General features: G+C 54.0%; 17 protein-coding genes and 1 pseudogene. 3 read left to right on the forward strand and 15 right to left on the reverse strand.

What is annotated here, in order from left to right:
* Positions 1–53: 53 nt before the first annotated feature.
* Both dapF and B212_RS0114010 read right to left on the reverse strand, forming a co-directional pair.
* Positions 54–890: a diaminopimelate epimerase gene (dapF, locus tag B212_RS0114005; protein ID WP_019911463.1), complete on the reverse strand. Its 837-nt coding sequence runs from the start codon at positions 888–890 to the stop codon at positions 54–56.
* A 72-nt stretch (positions 891–962) separates the two neighbouring features.
* Entirely contained in the window at positions 963–3782 is a 2820-nt protein-coding gene (locus B212_RS0114010) for a calcium-translocating P-type ATPase, SERCA-type (RefSeq protein WP_019911464.1), read from the reverse strand.
* 192 nt (positions 3783–3974) lie between these two features.
* Between B212_RS0114010 and B212_RS0114015 the strand changes: the two genes are divergently transcribed.
* Positions 3975–5879, forward strand: coding sequence for an Rqc2 family fibronectin-binding protein (locus B212_RS0114015; RefSeq protein ID WP_019911465.1), 1905 nt, complete (start codon positions 3975–3977; stop codon positions 5877–5879).
* A 225-nt stretch (positions 5880–6104) separates the two neighbouring features.
* On the opposite strand, the gene B212_RS35015 is transcribed toward B212_RS0114015, so the two are convergent.
* From B212_RS35015 to B212_RS0114080, 13 genes and pseudogenes are all read right to left on the reverse strand, one after another.
* A complete protein-coding gene (locus B212_RS35015; protein ID WP_198015926.1) occupies positions 6105–7001 on the reverse strand; it encodes a PHP domain-containing protein in 897 nt (298 codons plus the stop codon).
* 75 nt (positions 7002–7076) lie between these two features.
* A pseudogene (locus tag B212_RS35370) lies at positions 7077–7526 on the reverse strand (GNAT family N-acetyltransferase); the annotation flags it as partial.
* An 89-nt stretch (positions 7527–7615) separates the two neighbouring features.
* Positions 7616–8515, reverse strand: coding sequence for a selenium metabolism-associated LysR family transcriptional regulator (locus B212_RS0114025; RefSeq protein WP_019911467.1), 900 nt, complete (start codon positions 8513–8515; stop codon positions 7616–7618).
* Between the two features lie 79 nt (positions 8516–8594).
* Positions 8595–9038: a hypothetical protein gene (locus B212_RS0114030; RefSeq protein WP_232231481.1), complete on the reverse strand. Its 444-nt coding sequence runs from the start codon at positions 9036–9038 to the stop codon at positions 8595–8597.
* Between the two features lie 99 nt (positions 9039–9137).
* Positions 9138–10103: a GGDEF domain-containing protein gene (locus B212_RS0114035; protein ID WP_019911470.1), complete on the reverse strand. Its 966-nt coding sequence runs from the start codon at positions 10101–10103 to the stop codon at positions 9138–9140.
* The gene (locus B212_RS0114040; protein ID WP_019911471.1) at positions 10084–10992 is read right to left on the reverse strand and encodes an EAL domain-containing protein; all 909 of its coding nucleotides are present in this window, start codon (positions 10990–10992) and stop codon (positions 10084–10086) included. The genes B212_RS0114035 and B212_RS0114040 overlap by 20 nt, the downstream gene beginning before the upstream one ends.
* A gap of 159 nt (positions 10993–11151) precedes the next feature.
* Entirely contained in the window at positions 11152–13140 is a 1989-nt protein-coding gene (locus B212_RS0114045; RefSeq protein WP_019911472.1) for a Na+/H+ antiporter, read from the reverse strand.
* A gap of 137 nt (positions 13141–13277) precedes the next feature.
* Positions 13278–13541 (reverse strand): YlbG family protein, encoded by a 264-nt coding sequence (locus B212_RS0114050; protein WP_019911473.1) that lies wholly within the window; start codon positions 13539–13541, stop codon positions 13278–13280.
* Between the two features lie 40 nt (positions 13542–13581).
* On the reverse strand, positions 13582–14019 hold the full coding sequence (locus B212_RS0114055; RefSeq protein ID WP_019911474.1) for a YlbF family regulator: 438 nt from the start codon (positions 14017–14019) through the stop codon (positions 13582–13584).
* Positions 14020–14092: 73 nt separating this feature from the next.
* Positions 14093–16018, reverse strand: a complete 1926-nt coding sequence (locus tag B212_RS0114060; RefSeq protein WP_019911475.1) for a helicase-associated domain-containing protein — start codon at positions 16016–16018, stop codon at positions 14093–14095.
* Positions 16015–17727 carry a DNA repair helicase XPB gene (locus tag B212_RS0114065; protein WP_019911476.1) on the reverse strand — a complete coding sequence of 571 codons (1713 nt, stop codon included), beginning with the start codon at positions 17725–17727 and terminating at the stop codon, positions 16015–16017. The genes B212_RS0114060 and B212_RS0114065 overlap by 4 nt, the downstream gene beginning before the upstream one ends.
* Positions 17728–18064: 337 nt before the next feature.
* The gene (locus B212_RS0114075) at positions 18065–18496 is read right to left on the reverse strand and encodes a CBS domain-containing protein (RefSeq protein WP_019911478.1); all 432 of its coding nucleotides are present in this window, start codon (positions 18494–18496) and stop codon (positions 18065–18067) included.
* Positions 18497–18576: 80 nt separating this feature from the next.
* Positions 18577–19755, reverse strand: a complete 1179-nt coding sequence (locus tag B212_RS0114080) for an amidohydrolase (protein ID WP_019911479.1) — start codon at positions 19753–19755, stop codon at positions 18577–18579.
* 228 nt (positions 19756–19983) lie between these two features.
* On the opposite strand from B212_RS0114080, the gene B212_RS35715 reads away from it, so the two are divergent.
* Positions 19984–20106 (forward strand): hypothetical protein, encoded by a 123-nt coding sequence (locus B212_RS35715; RefSeq protein WP_019911480.1) that lies wholly within the window; start codon positions 19984–19986, stop codon positions 20104–20106.
* Positions 20103–21347 (forward strand): putative lipid II flippase FtsW, encoded by a 1245-nt coding sequence (ftsW, locus tag B212_RS0114090; RefSeq protein WP_019911481.1) that lies wholly within the window; start codon positions 20103–20105, stop codon positions 21345–21347. The genes B212_RS35715 and ftsW overlap by 4 nt, the downstream gene beginning before the upstream one ends.
* The last annotated feature ends 66 nt before the right edge of the window (positions 21348–21413 follow it).

Consider the following 21413-nt stretch of genomic DNA (forward strand, 5'->3'; position numbering starts at 1 on the left):
GCCGCAGGGCATCTTTGTTGTGTTCCTATTCGAAGATATATTATATTACCGTTCTAGATTTCAACCGAACCGGTGTATACGACCTTCGCCGGGCCTGTCATATACACATGGTTGTCTTGTTCATTCCATTCAATAAACAGGTCGCCGCCCTTCAGGCTGATTGTGGCCGCGCGGTCGGTCAGACCGTTCAGCACGGAGGAGACCAGCGTGGCGCAGGCACCGGTGCCGCAGGCGAGTGTAGGACCGGCGCCGCGTTCCCAGACACGCATATCCACATGGCTGCGGCTGGTCACGGTAGCGAACTCTACATTAACTTTTCTTGGGAACAGCGGATGCACCTCCAGCTTAGGTCCCCAGGTATTCAAATCAAAGCCTGCGGCATCGTCCACGTAAATTACACAGTGCGGATTACCCATGGATACGGCAGTGAACTTGAATTCCGTTCCGTCCGTTGAAATCGGCTGATTCAGCACAGGCTCGGCATCTATGGCGACCGGAATTTGCAGGCCGGACAATACAGGCTCGCCCATATCGACTGTAACAGTCTCCACAATGCCATCCTTCACCTGCAGGGATACCTTTTGTTCACCGGCACCGATCGTTTCAATCACAATCTGCTCTGAGCTGACAAGGCCGTGCTCATAGACATATTTGGATACACAGCGGATTGCATTGCCGCACTGCTCTGCTTCCGAGCCGTCCGAGTTCATAATCCGCATCATATAATCTCCGCGCTCTGAAGGGAGAATGTATACCAGTCCGTCGGCGCCGATGCCGAAGAACCGGTTGCACAAGGTAACCGCAAGCTCCGAAGCATTGGCGGGCAGCTCCTGCTCGCCGAATACGATGATAAAGTCATTGCCTAGTCCATGCATTTTGGTAAATTCCATTGAAAGTCCACTCCTAATGACAAAGTATCGTGAACCAAGCATACCTCAAGGAGTGGGTTTAAGCTATTGATTTTATGCCGAAATTTTTGTACTTTTTATCATTGCCCGTCCGCCGCTGATGCCGCGGTTTTTCTTGCCGCCCCACACGCTGCCCGCACCCATTGCAAATGTAGGGATTCCGGAGGCGACCAGCACCAGGCACCATTCGCGCAAGCTGAGCGGTACAGTCTTGAAGACCGGCTGAAGCGGAGGCAGATACATAACCGCCAGCATAAGCAGAACGGATGACAGCACGGCAAGCACCAGATATTTGTTCTGGAACGGATTGCGGTGGAATACCGAGCGCGAGCTGCGGCAGTCAAAGACATGGATTAACTGGGCCATAACGAGGGTTGCAAAAGCGACCGATTGCGCCCGGATTAGCTGCGCCGGACTGCCCGGATCAATCCGCAGCGTCAGCCAGAAGGCAGCCAGCGTGCACAGACCGATCAGCAGCCCGCGGCTGATGATTTTCCAGCCAAGGCGGCGGGCAAAAATATTCTCCTTCGCCCCGCGCGGCTTGTGCTCCATCAGGTCCTTCTCAGGCTGATCCACACCAAGCGCCATAGCCGGGAGTCCGTCGGTCACCAGGTTGACCCAGAGAATCTGAATCGGAACGAGCGGCAGCGGCAGTCCCAGCATCATGGCGAAGAACATCGTCAGGATTTCTCCGACATTGGAGGCGAGCAGATAGCGGATAAATTTACGGATATTCTCATAAATATTCCGCCCCTCCTCAATAGCCGCTACAATGGTAGAGAAGTTATCGTCGCCCAGCACCAGCGCGGAAGCTTCTTTTGTTACATCCGTGCCGGTGATCCCCATGGAGATGCCGATATCCGCTGCTTTGATAGCCGGCGCGTCGTTGACACCGTCTCCGGTCATCGCAACCACATGGCCTTGGCGCTGCAGCGACTTGACGATGCGCAGCTTATGCTCAGGAGATACCCTTGCATATACGTACACATTATCCGAGACCTTATCCAGCGCATCGTCATCCATCCGGGAGAGCTGGCTGCCGGTCAGCACGGTTCCGCCGCGCTGCAGGATGCCGAGCTGATGGGCAATTGCCTCGGCTGTTGTGCCGTGGTCGCCGGTGATCATCACCGTCTTGATTCCGGCACGGCGGGTAACGCTGATGGCGTCACGGACCTCTCTCCGCGGCGGGTCGATCATGCCGGCCAGCCCAACGAACACAAGCTGGGATTCCGCTTCCTTGTCGCTCCCCGGCACTTCTCCTGTACGTATATCGCGGTAGGCCATCCCCAGCACACGCAGCGCGCCGGAAGCCATCTCCTCGTTCGCTTCCATCACTTTCTGGCGCAGGGTTGGCGTGCAGGGCACGACACCGCCTTCCCACAGCATATAGGAGCAGCAATTCAGCAGCACGTCCGGCGCCCCTTTGGTGCAGAGCATCCGGCCGCCGGGATGGCTGACAACGACAGACATCAGCTTGCGTTCCGAATCAAACGGGAATTCCGCCTCCCGTGTATACGTAACTGCCAAATTCTGTGCAGTCAGCCCCATCTTCGCGGACAAGGCGACCAGCGCGCCTTCAGTCGGGTCGCCCTTCAGCTCCCATACCGACTGGCCCGCAAGGCTATTGTCCGTTTCGCCGCCCTTCTCCTTCCCCTTGCGTTTCCCGCGTGCATCCCCGGGAAAGGTCTCTACGATCTCCGCATTGCTGCACAAGGCGCCAATCTGGAGCATGCGCCGCAGATTTTGATCATTTTTGAGGTCAATGGGCTTGCCCTTTTGCAGCACATGCCCGCGCGGAGCATAACCTTCACCGGTGACCTCCAGCTTGCGTCCGGCGTTCCATAGCTGCGTCACTGTCATTTTATTCTGAGTCAGGGTTCCTGTCTTATCGGAGCAGATCACTGAGGCGCAGCCGAGCGTTTCCACCGAAGGCAGCTTGCGGACAATGGCCTTGCGCTTGATCATCCGCTGCACGCCCAGCGCCAGTGCAATCGTCACGATGGCGGGCAGCCCTTCCGGTATGGCGGCGACGGCAAGGCTTACTCCGGCCAGGAACATGCCTGCCACGGGCTGGCCGTGCAGAATGCCTGCGGCGACAACGACAATGGTCAATCCGAGGGAGACATAGATCAGAATTTTACCAAGCTGCTCCAGACGGTGCTGCAGCGGCGTCTCCTGAGATTCGGTATTCTGAATCAAATCGGCGATTTTGCCCATTTCAGTATCCATTCCGGTACGGACAACAATTGCCTTGCCGGTCCCCCTGGTGACCATCGTGCCCATGAAGCCGATATTTTTCTGATCGCCAAGCGGAATTTCCTCGGCACGGATCGCTTCCGAATGCTTGGAGACCGGCACGGATTCACCGGTTAATGCCGACTCCTCCGCATACAGCGCGCTGCACTGCAGCCAGCGGACATCAGCGGGAATCCGGTCGCCGCTCTCCAGCAGCACAATATCTCCGGGGACCAGCATTTTTGCCGGAATATGCGCAAGCTTGCCATCCCGCAGCACCTTCGCGGACGGTGCGGAGAGCTGCTTCAGTGCCCGCAGCGAACGCTCGGCACGGAATTCCTGCACGAAGCCCAACACCCCGTTCAGCATAATAATGGCGACAATCGTTATTGCATCCAGGTATTCACCCAACAGGCCGGACACCAGCGTCGCTCCCATCAGCACCAGCACCATGAAATCCTTGAACTGGTTCAGGAGCAAAGTCAGCGGGGATACGGCCTTCCCTTCCGACAGCTCATTGTGCCCGTTCTCCTTCAGCTTCTCTGCGGCATCCTCTCCGCTTAGGCCCGACTCCGGATGAACGCCGAACATCTTCTGCAGTTCCTCTGCACCGAGCCGGTGCCAACTTTTCTGTTCCATAATCCTTATTTCCCCTCCCGGTCGTTTCTTGACTTCCGGCGGCGCACAGCTTTTCCACCTGTTCATGTCCAAGTGTATTCATGGTCGTCCCAAAATATCACTGAAGGCAGACTTCTCCTTTTGCGCAAAAGTGTCAAAGTATGGCATCATAGAGAAGAGAACATTATTAACAGGCGACAGGAGAACATTATCATGGCATTAGACGGCATTGTAACCAGAGCGATCGTGCATGAGCTTAAGCCCTTTATCGGTGCGCGCATCGGCAAAATATATCAACCCAGCACCCACGATCTAATTTTTATCCTTCGGGGCTCCGGCGGCGGCGGCAAGCTGCTGCTGTCGGCCAATCCGACATACCCGCGCCTGCATCTGACCGACAGGAACAGCATCAACCCGGCGGAAGCGCCGATGTTCTGCATGCTGATGCGCAAGCATTGTGAAGGCGGAACCATCGAGAGCATCAGCCAGGTCGGCATGGAGCGCATCATTCATATTCATGTCCGGACCCGGGATGAGCTGGGGGATGTATCCGCCAAAAAAATCATCATCGAGCTGATGGGCCGGCACAGCAATATCATTCTCACGGAGCTGGCTACCGGCACTATCATCGACGGGATTCATCACGTCACACCATCCATCAGCAGCTACCGCAATGTAATGCCGGGTATCGCCTATATCGAGCCGCCGCAGCAGCATAAGCTGAACCCGCTTGAGGTCAGCCGCGAGGCATTTTTGAACCTTGCGGCGGCCGCCCAGGAGGAGGCGCTGCTGGGTGACACCGGGGAAGAGCAGGAACCCGGGGATATGATCGAGGGCGAGCTGGCCGACCTCTTGAAGTCGCTGGAGGAGCCAAAAGCCGCCGGCTCCGGGGGGCCCGCGCCATCCGCCGATCCTATAGGCTGGATGGTCCATGCCTTTAGCGGCATGAGTCCGCTGATTGCCGGGGAGATTGTGCTGCAGCGCGGCGCTGCAGCTTCAGAGACGAATGCCGTGCCTAGCGGGTCATCAGCGGTCAGCGGCCGGACAGATGCGGCTGCGTTGTGGGAAGCCTTCGATGCAGTGCTTGCGCCGGTGCGGAAAGACAGCTTCTCCCCGGTGTCCGGCTTGAACGCCAAAGGCAAACCGGTCTTCTCAGCGATTCCGCTCTCGCTTGCGGATGAGCATGTGAAGCACTACAGCTCCGTCAGCGCCTGCCTGGAGGATTATTACGGGGATAAAGCCGAACGCGATACAGTAAAACAGCGGGTCAGCGACCTGATCCGGTTCCTCGGGAATGAACGGAGTAAAAATGTCAAAAAGCTGGCGAATTTGCAGAAGGATCTCGACGAAGCCCAGGATGCCGATCAATTCCGCATCTGGGGTGAGCTGCTGTTCGCTTCACTGCATGCGGTGTCCAAAGGCGACAAGCAAGCCACGCTTGTGAATTATTACGATGAAGACCAGGCGGAAATCACCATCCCGCTCGATCCGCTGCTGAATCCTTCAGACAATGCACAGCGTTATTTCAAGAAATACAACAAATACAAGAACTCCCTCCTGGTGATCAACGAGCAACTGCTCAAGACCCATGAAGAAATTACCTATATGGAAACGCTGCTGCAGCAGCTTGCCCATGCTTCTCTGAACGATATTGAGGAAATCCGCGACGAGCTGGTGAGCCAGGGTTACCTGCGCGACCGCAGCAAAAAAGGCAAAAAGAAAAAGAAAGCCGCCCGCCCTACGCTGCAGGTATTCACCTCTTCCGAAGGCGTGGATATTTATGTAGGCAAAAATAATCTGCAGAACGAGTACGTCACCAACCGTCTGGCCTCGGCGAATGACACCTGGCTGCATACCAAGGATATTCCCGGCTCCCATGTCGTGATCCGCAGCGAGTCCTTCGGAGACGCCACACTTGAGGAGGCCGCACAACTGGCCGCCTATTTCAGCCAGGCCAAGCAGTCCAGCAGCGTTCCGGTAGACAGCACCCTGATCCGTCATGTCCGCAAGCCCAGCGGGGCCAAACCCGGATTCGTGTTCTACGATCACCAGAAGACCCTGTACGTTACCCCGGACGAGGAGCGGATCAAAAGCTTGCCGAACACGCTTAGAAGCTAGCGGCCACTACAGAATGTAACAACGGCCACGGGTATCCGTCTGCCATCCTAACAAGTAGAAACGGCTACGCGTCTATACTTTCCAATAAAAAACCTCCCGCCATAACTACGGGGCATTCATGCCCGTCATTTGGCTGGAGGTTCTTTATATTTCCCGGGAGAGCGGCAAGCTAGCTGCCCCTCCCGTGTATGCAAATCTGTGGTCCCAAGCAACGATGCAAGCTGTTCAGAGCTGCTGTGGCTTCTGCTTAAGCTGCCCGAGCTGCTCCAACACGGCTATCGGAACCGACACGCTGCCGATCTCGCCGTGGAACACAACTCCCTGGCGTGCGCCGTGGAAATCCGAGCCGCCTGTGACCAGCAGGCCAAATTCACCCGCCAGCGACAGATAGCGCTCTGCATCTGCCGGGCTATGATCCGAATGATAGACTTCAATGCCGCGCAGCGCGCTCCGCTCTATAATGCCGCGTACCAATTCGTCATCCCCATAGATGCCGGGATGCGCAAGCACCGGGGTGCCCCCTGCTTCAATAATCCACTCACAGGCCAGCTCCGGCGTAATCCGCGGCGGCGATACGTAGGCTGCTGCCCCTTCAGCCAAATACTTGTCAAAGGCGTCCCGCATATTCTCCGCCGCGCCCAGCCGCACCAACTCATCGGCAATATGCGGACGGCCGACGCTTTCGTCCGGCTTCAGCTCGCGGCCTATGCCCGCTATCACCTGATCCAGCGTAATCTCAATACCCAATTCCTGCAGCTTGGCAATAATGGCATCATTGCGCTGCGCCCGCGTATCCCTCTGCTCCGCAAGCCGGGAGAGGAACAGTTCCTGCTCCGTGTCGATGTAATATCCAAGCACATGAATCTCTTTGCCACCTGCACGTGTGCTGATCTCCACGCCCGGAACAACGGTAATCCCGTATTTCCGACCTGCTTCAAGCGCTTCCGCCACTCCGGCTACTGTATCATGGTCGGTGATTGCCACCGCTGCAAGCCCTTTTTCATGGGCCAGCCGCACATTCTCCGCCGGAGGCTGCATGCCGTCTGAAGACAGCGTATGCGTATGCAGATCGCAGCGGCCTGTCAATCCCCCGGATTCCCATTCCTCCCGCAGAATTCCCATCTTGATTGCATCGTAATACTCTCCGCGCACGATCCGCGCTTTACGGACCCGCGCTTCTTCGATCATGCCGCATTTCGCGGCCAGCCCCATCATTCTCACATTGCCGGACCACGTGCCAATCCCGAGACGCACCGTATCCATCGCTTGGAACAGATAACTCATCCACATGCGAAACGCTTCAGTCCCATATCCGCCAGACCAATAACGCGAATCATAGATGGTGATTCCAATCTCGAACCAATTCGTCTCCTCGGACACCCAATACCTGCTTACCATTCCCTTAAGTTCACAATTGATCTCAATGATCAGACGGTTGCGGGGCGTATCTGTACCTACCAATGCGAGTGTACTAGCAAATTTAGGTTCTAAATCCTCATAGCTTTCCCATTCCCGCTGGTAATACGGGCCGTCCCATTCCAAATGCTCACGATCATCCGCTTCAAAATTGTAATAATAGATGGTGCGGATATCCTCTTCCCTCAAGTCCCTCAGCGTGACTTTATCTCCCTGTATCAAAATCGCCATACGTATCCTCCGCTCGTTTTTTTAGCATCCGATCACCATAATACTCCAAAAATAACGATTTATCGTATGTACAAAATTTTTATACTTCTCTATAACTCCCCCGCATGCTGGCGCAAAAAGGTGAGAAAGGTAACCGCCGATATCGGCAGCAGCGTTGATTTGAGATGGATCGCATAAAACTGTCTTTTAAAAGACGCGTCCGTGATGTTCACGATCTTCAGCAGACCCAGCGCCACCTCATGCTTGACCGAAGAGGTCGAGATAATGGTAATCCCGAGCCCCGCTTCCACCGCCGATTTCACGGCTCCCGTGCTTCCCAGCTCCATGACCACGCGCATTGCGCCCGGATCTAGCCCTTTGGCGAGCAACTGCTCCTCCATCACCCGGCGGGTTCCCGAGCCCTGCTCACGCAGCACAAACGGATGGCTCAGCGCCTCCTCCAGCGTCACCTCATTCCGTCCTGCAAGCGGGTGCTCCCGGGGCACAATCAGCTTCAGCTCGTCCCCCATAACCGGCTCAATTACCATGTCGGGATGGGCTACCGGGGCTTCAATCAGTCCGAAGTTCAATTGGTGCTTGTGAATCTCCTCCATGAGCTGTGAGGTATTCATCACCTTCATCATAATCGAGATGTGCGGATACTCTTTGCCAAAAGGCCCCAGCAGGCGCGGCAGCACATATTCGCCGATCGTCAGACTTGCTCCGAGCTGCAGACGTCCCTCCAGCATGTGGGTAAAAGCAGACATCGCCTGGTCCGTCTCCCGCATGAGCTGAATGCTGCGCAGTGCGAACGGCAGCAGAGTGCTGCCGGCTTCGGAGAGCACGATCTTTTTGCTGGAGCGGTCAAAAAGCTTGGTTCCGAAATAATCCTCCAGTGCCTGCACCTGCATCGTCACCGCCGGCTGCGTCATATGCAACGTCTGGGCCGCCGCAGAGAAGCTTCCCCGCTCGGAGACTGTATAAAAAATATGTAGCTGATGAAAATTCATGCGTTCAGGACTCCTTCTTCTAGTTCAAAAAAAACATGCAGCCGTCAGCCGCATGCCTTCTTGTTACATTTGTATTGTGTTATCTGCGTCTGCGGCGTTTCTTCATCAGCTTCATCCGGCGGGAGTAGCGCAGAAAGGAATAGTAACGCCTTAAATCCCGTAGCTGCGGTGTGGCCGATATTGTGCCAAGAAACGATACAATCACCATAACATACAGTGGATGGCCAGAAAGCGATGTAGCCCCTTCCAGCTCCGTGAACTCAACGACAACCGCCATATCATTGTCGATGAGATACGCATTATACTCTCTGTGCGAATACGGTCTTAACCGGTTCATCTTCACACACTGCCAGATCCATGCACCAAGGTCCTCGTCCTTGCCGTCTTCCCTATTGATTCTGTCCGCAAAACGGCTCCTCGCATGAGGGGTTATGAAGATATCAGCAACCCTGTATTCGTTTAGCATGATGTGGAAGGGCTCATATCCCCCCCATTCATCCATCCCCTTGCCGTGCATCTTCATCACACTCCACCGTGGCATGCTCTTATTGTTGTCAATCTTACCCTATTGACGTTTGTTGAGCAAGCATACCGCCACTTTGAGCCGCGCCAATTCCCAGAGTCAGCCCGATTTTGCTGCCGGGACGCTTCTGTCATCCACATAGCTGCTGCCATTGATCATTTTGCATTTTTTCTTAAGCCGGGCCGCTTCGCCTGAAATATCCTGGGTGGAATCGAAGCGCCGGAAGCGGTTGGTGACGACAGCAACAGAGATTGAGACCAGCGGAATTTCTTCCATCATTCCAGAACGGCTTTCGGACAGCACATACTGCTGCGCCAGATGAGTCTGTGTATAGAAGCCTTTTACCGCCCTGTCGAACTCAGCGATAATTGTCCGGCAGTACTCCTCATAATGATAATTATCAATAAAAATAATAAAATCATCCCCGCCGATATGTCCGAGAAAGCCCTCCAGCCGCAGCGTGCAATGCTTCAGAATTTCTGCCGTAGCCTGAATCATCCGGTCGCCTTCTTTAAATCCGTATGTATCATTGTAAGCTTTGAAATGGTCCAGATCAATATAGAGCACACTGAACTGCTCCTGCAGCAGTGATTTTACCATCCATTCGTTGATGCTGAGATTGCCCGGCAGACCGGTCAGCGGATTCAGGAAACTGGCAGCCACCGCCTGAATCTCGGCAAAGTTGAGCAATAAATCCCTTACACTCACCGCTCCAAAGAGCGAATCCTCATGGACGACAAGCACATAGTCATAGAGGTTCTCTTCACTTCTGTCCATAGCCAGTCTGCTCACTTCGGTGATAGGCGTCTTATACTCCACAACCAGCGGATGCTTGTCCATAATTAACCCGATGGATCTGCCCATATAGAGCGTGAAGCCATACAAGGTACCGATCTGCTGGTAAAAGCGGATTCTCATAATCAGCGCCACGGGATGCCCATTATCTGTTACTGCCACCCCCTGGAGCTGGGGATTGCATTTAAAAATCTGGTCCACATACTCACATTTATGATGAAGCGAAATCTCTGGAATTTGCTCTGCGATTTCACCGATCTGAAGAAACATGCTTATAGCCTCCTCTAACTGGAACTTTTGGCGAAGACGGCGGAAATTCTCCCTGAACAGGCCAGTGGCCCGGTCTGCCCAGCGCATACCCTTGTCCAAAATCAATGCCTGCCAGTTGCAAATACAGCAGCTCCTCCGGCGTCTCTATCCCCTCTGCAATCACCCGGGTTGCGGAACGCTCGGCATATTCACGGATCAGCTCCAGCAGCTCCTGCTGCTCCCGGTTGTCATGAATTCCACGGATCAGCGACTTGTCCAGCTTGATAAATTCCGGCTTCAAATAGACCAGAGTTTTGAGACTGTTATACCCGGAGCCGGCGTCGTCCACTGCAATGCGGAAACCCTGCTCCCGGTAATGGGAGAGCACCTTTTCAAAGCCTACATAGTCCTGCACAGCCTGCCTCTCCGTCAGCTCGAATACAACACACTCCGGAGAAAGTCCCAGCTCTTGCAGCAGACCGAGCGTCTCCCCGCTTTTATGCCGGACATCATTCAGCACCCCCGGATGCACATTGATAAAAACAAGCCTTTCCGCCCCGCACTGCGGCTCAGGCAATCTTTCCACATACCGCGAGAGCGAAATCCGCCGGCAATATTGCTCGAACCTGAACATCTGCTCCGTTCGTCCGGCAAATTCATAGAAATGCTCTGTGGTCGGAAAATGCAGGGAGACCGGAGGCCGGTTCAGCACCTCGTGACCGATGGTCCGCCCGCTTCCCAGCTCCAATATGGGCTGAAAAAAGGTGTCCAGCCTTCCGTTATCCATAATTTCCAGAAGCGCCGACAATCTTCCCAGCTCCTTGACCTCATTCCGCAGCCTCCCGTTGACGTGCTGGAAATACTGGGGGATCGCAAGCAGCTTTTGGGTTAACGCCTTACGTTTCGTCATTCAATCACCCGTATGCCTATCCTCGTGAATTTTGTCACTCTCTTATAAGCATATAACGGAAGTATTAACCAGCGATAAAGTATGAGGCAATCTCCTGCTATTCGTCAAATTTCTTCCTTCATGGCCACAAGACTCGACAGTCTGAGCTGTCTCGCACAATTACAGCGCGTCTTCCCTCAGATCATGCTCCATGATGGATATATTGTTCTTCAATTCCTTCATAACGGCTCTTCGAATCCGCCCGGTCTCGAACATATTCTGAATCTGATCGCGTTCCAATTGAATCCCAATTCTGGACAGCTCATAGAGCGCCGAGTCGATCTCCTGCTTCTTGGAGAACTTCGCCCCTGCTTCGTATAGTACGGCCAGTTCTTTTTCATAATGTATAGCCATCGAGCTGACAATCTCAATATCCCATTCGTCTCCAGCCAGCAGCTCATTCAACTGCTTGAGCACATACGTACAAACAAGAATCCGCAAAGCCTTCAATTCTGCCCGTTTCTCAGAAAAACTCATCGCGGCCTGCTGCAGCAGCTCCATAGATCGCGGCCAGTTCCTTAAAGAGCTCAGTTCCTTTTTATATTCAGCTTCACGGGTGTACATTAACAGCAATCTATTTACTTTTTTCAAATAACGGTGCGCTGTATATGCGTTGATTTCTTTCGTGCTGATGGCAATCAGCGTCCGTTTTTTTTCCCACTTCAGCATAACAATGCCAAGGGCCCGCTCCTTTGATTGCGTTTGTGTGTTGTTCTGCAGCTTTTGAATTCTGGACTTATACGTATCCATAATCAGCCCCACGGCCAGCTTGTTCTTGTCGGTAATTTGCTCATTTAACCCGGCAACGACATTGCGCAGAATATCAATTTTGGCCTGAGCCTCATCCTCACCTTGCTCCTCAGCAGTTTCTGTCCCCACCAGCAGAGGCAGGAGGTAGTTCGCTCCAAGCAGCGTCCAGATGATGACACCGGCTGCCAGAAAAATGATCAGATCTCTTGCCGGAAACGGCAGCCCGTTATCTAAAAAAAGCGGCAGCGACAACGCACTTACCAGTGTTATTGTTCCGCGTACACCGGACAAGGTGACAATGAGGGCATGCTGCATTCTGACGCGCCAAGGCTCACCAGTTGCCCCGCCGCGGCGAATATCCATCCCAAGCACCCAGAGCAGCCGCAACCCGAGCACAAACACGGTGATCACTAAGGAGTAGAATATAACTTGTAAATTCCCGATTTCCGAGCTGTCCCATATCGTCTGAATAATGTCCGGCAGTTGTGTGCCCAACAGCAGAAACACCGCTCCGTTCAAGATAAAGATGATGACGGACCAGGTGCTTTTGGATACAACTCTAAGCATGGCCAGCTCGGGATGCAATTTCTTGAATCCGAAGGAATGGGCGATTCCGGCACTGACTACCGCAAGAATTCCGTTGACCCCCACCTTCTCTGCCGCAATAAAAATAGCAAATGGCGTTATGATTTCAATCAGCATATGCAGCGTGACATTTTCCATTCCCAGGCTCCGCAGCCATCTCACAAGCAAATATTTGACGAAGGTCAGCAGCAGCCCCAGAACGATCCCGCCGAGCGATATGCCAATAAAGCTAAGACCGGCATGCTTGAACGAGAAAACCCCTGTTACCATAGCGGCTACAGCAAATTGAAAGGAGACCAGTCCTGAAGCGTCATTGATCAGGGACTCCCCTTCCAGCATTTTCATCGTTTGATGGGGAATTTTGATTTTTTCTTCCAGCGCGCCGACAGCTATAGCATCCGTAGGCGCCAGCGCAGCAGCCAACGCAAAAGACGCCGCTAATGGAATAACGGGCAGCAACCAATTCAGGAAATAACCTAAAGCTGCAACCGTCATAAATACCAGGCCCAAGGCCAGCCATAAAATAGGCTTCCGGAGTTCCCACAGCGCTTCTTTATTGGCGAGCTTCCCGTCATTAAATAACAAGGGAGCGATGAATAACACTACAAACAATTCCGGGTCCAGGGTTAGCTCATAATGCAGGGGCAACAATGTAATGGCCATTCCCAGCACAATTTGAATGATCGGAATGGAGACGGAGGGAATGAACCGGTGCACCAGATTGGACAGGGAGACAGCGGTCAGCAGCAATAAAATAAATTCAAACAATTGCAAAGGATTCAGCCACCTTCTAAGTATTACCTTCACTATGAACCAGCTTTTTAAACTGAATATAAACTTGAATTTAAAAGTGTACACAACAAAAAAAACAAGCGCCAAAGGCGCCTGCTTCATCATTAAATATCGAAAAACTACAAACCGTAGTAACGGGTCTTGTCCGGTCCGTTGCTGGTGTATTCCGTCTTCAGCTCATTACGGTAGGATCTTTCGATCTTGCGCACATAGGACAATCTGCGGACATTCTTCATGACTTCCTCGGCACGATCCGCATTCACATACATTACAGCGTAATGCATTTTTCGGGAAACATAATGCAGCGTCCCGTATTTCTCCAGATTGCGTGCCGCTTTAACGTCGCTAACCCAGACAATATATCCTGTTCGTTCCGCAAACATCAGCTCATTCGCCTCTCTTTCTTTGGCCGTTATCGGCAGCTTATCCGCATGAGCATTTGCCGCCGCTGCCGCATCCGCCTTTGGGGTTCGGATCATTGCTTGGAACCTTGATGCTGTCCGATACCGAAAAAGCAATCGCTTCCGACATGGAGTGCAGCATATCATCCAGTGTGGTCTCCGCCAGCTTGAAGCGGACAACCTCTTCAAAACGCTCAAGCTCTTGCTCTACCGCCGTAACCTCATCCTTAGCCGAATGATAGTTAGGGTGAAAATGTCCGAACCGGTGTGTCTCCTCAAACAGCTCTTTTTTGCTCTGCAGCCGTTTGACGATGGCCTGGATTTCCGGATTGGCATCAACCCGGCCTTTCCAGTATAAGTAATCCGACACCTCGACGGATTGATTAATCATATCGCCTAATTCATAGGCGTATGTCAGCACTTCGGCCATATCGACCGTATTCAACTCCGCTACGCTCATGAACTTCAACTCGTTTCTGGGTTATTGTTCTACCACATACCGTAGACTACCTTATCATAACATACCATGTTGCCTAAGCAGAAGAGGAATTTCTCCGCAATATTGGAAGCAAGAGCTGCATTTCCTGCCAATCTCCGGCGCGCAGCTTGACCTCCTCGGCAGCCTCCGAACCGTGATGAAGCAGACAGCCCTGCACCTCCCATGGCGACCGGCTGATCCGTACAGGGATGAAATCAACGATTTGTCTCTCCAAGGACAGCCGTACCTTGATGCCCCAGGCCATGGCCTGCTCCATCACCTTCTGCGCGGTAGATCCGTGATATTGCCGCCACTCCTTGATCCACATCTGCGGTACGGATTCTAGGCCGGACAGCAGACCCTCTTCGGCTTGGAGCGGAATCAGCGGCAGCAGTTCGGGAGAAGTTCCGCCGGCGGGCAGCCCGTACTCCTTCACGGGCCCGGGTAGAGCATACGCCGCGAAAGCTTGCATAGAATCGCCAGGGACAAGCGGCCATGGCTGCGGAGTCTTCTCGTCCAACCCGGCAATCAGCCGGGGCGGAGCCATTCGGGCCGTCCCCAGCTCCTTCCGGACCGGTTCAATGCTCTCCGGCTGCACAATAAAATGCGCCGGCCCGATCCGGGTAAGGCAGTGAGCCAGCCGGGGATGGGCAGCAATGTCATCGGCATCGGCCTCAGAGCGGCAATCCAGCAGGATAACCCGGGACAATCCCGTCCGGCCGATTCCTTTGCTCCACTCCGCCAGCGACATTGACAGCTCAGACGGAAGCCCGCCCAGTGCATGACTGCCTAGCCAGGCAATCACCCAATCGGGAGACAATCCCTGTTCCGCAGCAGACTGAAACCTCTCCCGGGTCAGCCGGAAGCTCCACAGGTCTTCGCTATACAGCAGCTCCGCACAGCCCGCCAGAACCCACCGGACCTCATAGGAGCATTCAGGGGGAACCAGCACCTCATAATCCGGCTGTACAATAAACAGCGAGCTTGGAGTAGATGCATCGTCCTCTTCCGGGGCGGTGCCTTCAGGCGGTTCGGCGGAGACAATCAGGCACCGAGGGTCATCTTCTGCAGACGTAGCTTCAGCAAGCTGCGGCTTGCCATCTGTCCAGCGGAAGATCAGCACGCCTTCCTCTGTATTCCCCAGCTCACACCAGCCTAATCCCGACAGACAACCAATCCATACCCGTGCAGCAATGGCCAGGCGGCTGCCGGTTGTCTCCGCAGTCAATCCCATCTCTAACATCCAGTCCAGAATTTCGGGTAGAGCAAACCATACGCCCGGAGTAAATTCAGGCGCGGAAATTAGATACCGGAAGTGCTGCTCTGTAGGCTCAGGGTTGCCATACCGGCTCAGCACCACACCATACAGAATATTGGACATTTCCTGCTCAGGGAGCCGCAGCCAGCCTGCCAGCATTTCCGCGTCCACAGTATAAGCGGAAGCCCCGCGGTTGATAAGCCCCAGACAGAGCAGCAGGTCCAGCATCAGCATGACCGGAAGCGGCAGCTCCGCTGAGTCTGAACGCGGCAGCAAAACGCGAATCTGTTCCTCTTGCACCGATAGCTGAGCGGCCAGGCGGCTGATATTTTTTTTGTGAACAGCTCCTTTGGCAGTAAGGGGCAGTCCTTCGCGGGCAATGAATACGAGTGCCCGAAACAGTTCACCCGGCAGTCCCGGTCCGGCTTCCAGCTCAATGCTAGCTGTTCCCACTGCCGCTTTAACTGGAATCCCGGGGTATAAAGCACGCCGGATCATAGGCAGGTTCTGCTCAACAATCTGATATAACTGCTCTCCCCAGATTTTCCGGCGCAGCGTTACTATTCCCGCCTCGCGCAGCTCCCTCAGCGCCAATTGCTGCTCCGCCCGGCAGAGCGCCGCCGGACAGAGCCGTTCTGTCTGCTCCTCTGGCACAGGCCTAGCGGCATAGGCTTCGAATATCCGCTTCAGCACTTGGCGGGCTTCCGGCGATACTCTGTTCACAGAATAACCTCCCCTTGCAGTTCCGCCATTCTCACCTCGTATTCGTAGCCCTGTTCTGTCAAAAACAGCCTGCGGCGCTGGGCAAACTCCTGCTCCCGGCTGTCGCCCGACACCAGCGTATAGAAATACGCCTTGTTCCCGCCCTGCTTCGGCCGCAGAATCCGGCCCAGCCGCTGAGCCTCCTCCTGCCGTGAGCCGTAAGCACCCGACACCTCTATCGCTACCGCCGCATCCGGGAGATTCACCGCAAAATTCGCTACCTTGGATACGACCAGCAGCCGCAGCTTACCTTCATTAAAAGCGGCATACAGCTCGCTGCGCTCCCGCTGGGCCGTGCTGCCTGTAATAAGCGGCGCCTTCAGGCTGGCCGCCAGTTGTTCAAGCTGATCCAGATACTGCCCGATGACCAGAACCGCTGCCCCGGGATGGGCGCCGGCAATCCTTGCCGCAACAGCAGCCTTGACCGGATTGCCGGCGGCGAGCCGAAACTGTTCTTTTGCCCCGGAATAAATGTACTGGTGTCTGACCTCCGGTGTCATCGGCACCACTACCTCAACGCACTCCACGGCGGCGATCCAGCCCTGCTTCTCCAGCACCTTCCAGGGCAGGTCGTAGCATTTAGGTCCAATTAAGGAGAATACATCCCCTTCCTGCCCATCCTCCCTTACCAGTGTAGCGGTAAGTCCCAAGCGCCTTGTCGCTTGTATATCTGCCGTTGCCCGAAATACAGGAGCGGGAAGCAGATGCACTTCGTCATAGATGATCAGCCCCCAATTCCGCTCATTGAACAGATTCATATGAACAAACGGTCCGCCCTTGGAGCGGCGGTGCGTTAGAATCTGATAAGTGGCCACGGTTACTGGCCGAACCTCTCTTTTCTCCCCGCTGTACTCCCCGACTGACTCCCGGTCCAGATTGGTCCGCCGCAGCAATTCCTCGCGCCATTGTTCAACGGATGTAGTGCTTGAGGTCAGGATTAGCGTTTCACATTGCAGGCTTTCCAGCACAGCGAGGCCCACCAGCGTTTTACCGGCCCCGCAAGGCAGGACAACAACGCCGCTTCCGCCGCTGCCTCCGATGCCTTGGAACATGCGGACAGCCTCTTGCTGATAGCTTCTGAGACCGAAAGAATCCGCTATAGATTCCGTACTGCTCCCGTCACCCTCTCTCCAGGCCAGACTCAGCCCCTGCCCGTCACGGTAGCCCGCATAATCAAGAACAGGATAACCTAATCGCATAAGCTCCTGCTTCAGCAGTCCGCGATTCGCCGCCGGGCAATGGCTCTCCAGGGGAGCAGCTCTCCGCAGACCCAGCGCCTTCAAGGACGCTTCCCCTGCCAATGTCTCCAGCAGCTCAGGCCCGTCGGCCCGCAAAGCAATCAGCAGGCTGTCCGCTGCATGTGCATGCAACTGCAATCTCCCATAACGGGAGACCAGCAGCTTGATCTCTTCTTCCAGTCCGGCAGTAATCCCTACCCGTGAGAGCTGCTTCAGACTGTCTATGACCCCAGCAGCAGTGCTGCCCGCTGCGGCGGCATTCCAGAGCGACAGAGGAGTGATCCGGTAGGTGTGGTAAGCCGGGGGGCTTTTTACGAGTTCCGCAAAATCCGCCAGAGCCGCTCTTGCCGCCTCAAATCCGGGATGACCGCATTCGAGCAGCACAGTCTTGTCTTTGCGGACGATGCATGCCCCATTTCCGTTATCGTACATGCGCTCTCCTCTAGTTCCTTATAGTTGGGGCCTGGTCGTAACTGCGGGGAATGTTTGGACTTCTGGCCGCTTTTGCATTTCCTGAATTTAACCGCTGTTCGCGGTAGAAATCCAACCATAGCCTAATCATACGGCCAGCATTCCTACGGAAAGCTCTCAGGCGGACGCTATCGCTCCGTAAGTATCCAAACTTCCCCTCGTCACTTCTGCCCTTTTTATGTTTTCTTTAGTTCAACTGATATAACTGGCCCGCAGCTATGTATTCCGCAATAAGGCGGGATAGCAGGAAGAAGCCCACCTCCGCGTTAACGGACATGAGCTTCCCCTGTATGTCTATTTAATGCAGATGCTGCTGCGAAATCCCGGTCAGCGCATCCCCTGCTTCATCCGCAAAAATGTTCGTTACTGCCATATCGCCAAGCGACACAATGCCAATCAGCTTCTTGCCTCTTGTTACAGGCAAACGGCGGATCTGCTTGGAGGACATAAGCTCGGCTGCTTCGTCCACGGAGGATGATTCCGAAATTGCAGTAATATCCCTGCTCATCACTGTCTCCACCGAAGTGGAGCCGGAATGCTTGTCTGCATAGCCCCGGATCACCAAATCGCGGTCTGTAATGACTCCAATCAAGGTTTCACCCTCCGCAGAATCAATCACGGGAATAAATCCGGTATCGGCATCTCTCATTTTCACGGCAACCTCATAGAGATTATCCTTCAAGGTGACACACACGGGCTGTGTCGTCATTACTTCTTTGACTGTTTTCAAGAATGAACCCTCCTGTCATGCTTCCATGTTATCCAGAAGTAGGTTCCCCCGAGCCGTCAAAATTATACGAAATCCATTAATTATTCATTTAAGCAGGAATCCGCCATCGCTACCAGAAGCTTTGCCCCGTACAGCATCGCATCCTCGTCGAAATCAAATTTACTGTGATGATGCGGGTATACCGCATCCTTATCCGGATTGCCCGCACCAACAAACATGAAGCAGCCGGGAATCTCCTTGACATAATAAGCAAAATCCTCCGCCGGCATAATCTTCTCCATCTGCACGAGTGTCACAGAATCCCCAAGCACTTCCGGCGCTACACGGACGAAACGCTTGAATTCAGCTTCATCATTTACAAGCGGCGGATAACCCATCAGATAGTCTACATTCGCCTCTGCTCCGTGAGCAGCGGCTATACTTGCAGTCATCTCTTCAATTCTCCGCCGGAGAAGGTAACGGGTGTCCTCGTCGAACGCCCGCACAGTCCCGGTAATCCGGCAGCGCTCGGCCACAATATTCTGTGCAGACCCGCCCTGTATCGTCCCAACGCTTATCACTGCAGGCTGAAGCGGGTCCACAGACCGGCTGACAATGCTCTGCAGCCCGGTCACAAGCGCAGCCGCCGCCACAATACTGTCTACCGTGCGGTGAGGTGTGCCGGCATGTCCGCCTTTGCCGATGATATCAATAAAAAATTCATCGGCTGAAGCCATCAGCGGTCCAGGCGCGCTCGCTACCGTCCCGAATGGAAACGGCGTCCACAGATGCAGTCCGTATACCGCATCCGCTCCCTCCAGTACGCCTTCGGCAATCATGCCGAGCGCTCCGCCCGGGCAAATCTCCTCCGCCGGCTGGAACAGGAAACGCAACTCGCCCTGCAGCGTATCCCGCCGGCTGCTATAGTAGGCCGCCGCCGCGAGCAGCATTGCCGTATGCCCGTCATGGCCGCAGGCATGCATAACGCCGTTATTCCTGGAGGCATATTCATGCCCATTCTCTTCTGTGATCGCAAGAGCATCCATGTCTGCGCGCAGAACTGCCGTCTTCCCTGGCACTTTGCCTTTGAGAATCCCGGTCAGTCCATAACCGGCCTTACTTTTTACAACTTCAATTCCAAACTCGGCCAGCTTTGCCGCGACAAATGCCGACGTCTCCTTCTCCTGATAAGACAGCTCTGGATGACGGTGCAAATGACGGCGCCATTCCACCATATCCGGCAGCAGTTTTTCAACCGTTAACCTCTCCATATATTCCATTCCCTTCTCCGAGATCCCGCTTTTATAAGGCGTGCAGGCGCTTCGTGCTTCTTCCTCTCAGCCCCAAGGGCTATATTTCTATTATTGTAGCAGAAACGCAAAAAAGAGGGTACCAATAGGCCCGCCCATCCCTTGCGCAACCTGGGGAAACATACTATCATGAGGAGGAAGATCCATAGGTTTGAGCATGAATTTATCATTATACTTCATAAGGGGGATATGTGCGCTATGATATTTGAGAACTCGGGCCTCGCAGGATTGAAGAGCGACCTTCTCTATCTGGTCACCAAGCCTGTTCTGGATGCTGCCTCAAGGCATATTCATGAACTGAAAGTGCTGCTGGAGGCTTGAGTACTGTAAAGGGAACGACGAAAAAAAATGTCAGCCTGCCCAAAAGAGGAACGCCCGATTTTCAGTTGCTTATTCTGACTCTCCTGCTTGTCGGTTTTGGACTGGTAATGGTCTTCAGCTCCAGCTCCAGCCTGACTCTGGCCAGTGAGAAATTCCGAAATGATCCCTTATATTTTGTCAAACGCCAGATTATCTGGGTTGTGCTGGGAAGCATCGTCATGTTTGTGACCATGAATATCCACTACAGCAAATTCAAAAAGTGGTATGCCCCGATCTTCATGGTCACACTGGTTCTGCTGTTGTTCGTGGTGTTCGCAGAGAGAATTAACGGCGCCAGAAGCTGGTTCAGCATCGGAAAACTCGGTATCCAGCCGACAGAGCTGGCCAAGATCTCCATTATTCTCTATCTCGCCGCCCTTATTTCCAAGAAAGGGGAGCGGCTGAGGGATCTGCGCACAGGCTACATTCCGGTTATGGTTATTGTCGGAATTGTTGCCGGACTCATTATGCTGCAGCCGGATTTAGGCTCATGCCTCATTCTTGTAGCAACCAGCGGGCTTGTCATCTACGCCGGCGGAGCCAGCATGAAGCATATTATGGCCTCCATTGCACTCTTGGTGCTGGGAGTGGGCCTTGTTATGGGAGCCAAGACAGCCATTGAATCCTTGTCTCCGCCTTCAGAGACAGCCGCCGTCAACAAGGACTACCAGAAAGACCGGATCACCGCTTTTATCAATCCCTATGCGGACCCGAAGGACACCGGCTTTAATATCATTCAATCTCTGATTGCCATTGGTGAAGGCGGGACAAATGGCTCCGGCTTCGGACAAAGCATACAGAAGCTGCACTACCTGCCCTACCCTTACACCGACTTCATCTTTTCAGTCATCGGAGAAGAATTGGGATTTGTGGGAGCCTTACTGTTCCTGCTGGTGTATCTGTATTTTATCTGGAGGGGCATACTGATTGCGCTCAGGTGCACCGATCCCTTCGGCACCCTCGTCGGCATCGGTGTCATGGGCATGATCTCCATCCAGGCCTTTGTCAACATCGGCGGTGTCACCAAGACAATCCCCCTGACAGGGGTAACGTTGCCTTTCATTAGCTATGGCGGTTCGTCACTCCTAGTAACGATGCTGTCTATGGGCATTATGCTCAGCATTTCTCGGGAAACCAACCGGCCGGCCAAGGAAGAGGTCACCAAGTCTGTTACCACCGTCAGACAGGTTCGTGCCCGCTAAGGCTACATACAAGAATTCTGCTCACAAGAAAAGCAAAAAGGCAGTCCGGAGATTACCACCCGGACT

Origin of the sequence: Paenibacillus sp. HW567, assembly GCF_000374185.1 — a bacterium.
Classification (GTDB): domain Bacteria; phylum Bacillota; class Bacilli; order Paenibacillales; family Paenibacillaceae; genus Paenibacillus_AQ.

Bases quoted from the DNA above. Each gene is read 5' to 3' on its own strand.
- dapF (WP_019911463.1), bottom strand. From the start codon at position 890: ATGGAATTTACCAAAATGCATGGACTAGGCAATGACTTTATCATCGTA.
- B212_RS0114010 (WP_019911464.1), bottom strand. From the start codon at position 3,782: ATGGAACAGAAAAGTTGGCACCGGCTCGGTGCAGAGGAACTGCAGAAG.
- B212_RS0114015 (WP_019911465.1), top strand. From the start codon at position 3,975: ATGGCATTAGACGGCATTGTAACCAGAGCGATCGTGCATGAGCTTAAG.
- B212_RS35015 (WP_198015926.1), bottom strand. From the start codon at position 7,001: ATGGGAATTCTGCGGGAGGAATGGGAATCCGGGGGATTGACAGGCCGC.
- B212_RS0114025 (WP_019911467.1), bottom strand. From the start codon at position 8,515: ATGAATTTTCATCAGCTACATATTTTTTATACAGTCTCCGAGCGGGGA.
- B212_RS0114030 (WP_232231481.1), bottom strand. From the start codon at position 9,038: ATGAAGATGCACGGCAAGGGGATGGATGAATGGGGGGGATATGAGCCC.
- B212_RS0114035 (WP_019911470.1), bottom strand. From the start codon at position 10,103: ATGTTTCTTCAGATCGGTGAAATCGCAGAGCAAATTCCAGAGATTTCG.
- B212_RS0114040 (WP_019911471.1), bottom strand. From the start codon at position 10,992: ATGACGAAACGTAAGGCGTTAACCCAAAAGCTGCTTGCGATCCCCCAG.
- B212_RS0114050 (WP_019911473.1), bottom strand. From the start codon at position 13,541: ATGTTTGCGGAACGAACAGGATATATTGTCTGGGTTAGCGACGTTAAA.
- B212_RS0114055 (WP_019911474.1), bottom strand. From the start codon at position 14,019: ATGAGCGTAGCGGAGTTGAATACGGTCGATATGGCCGAAGTGCTGACA.
- B212_RS0114065 (WP_019911476.1), bottom strand. From the start codon at position 17,727: ATGTACGATAACGGAAATGGGGCATGCATCGTCCGCAAAGACAAGACT.
- B212_RS0114080 (WP_019911479.1), bottom strand. From the start codon at position 19,755: ATGGAATATATGGAGAGGTTAACGGTTGAAAAACTGCTGCCGGATATG.
- B212_RS35715 (WP_019911480.1), top strand. From the start codon at position 19,984: ATGATATTTGAGAACTCGGGCCTCGCAGGATTGAAGAGCGACCTTCTC.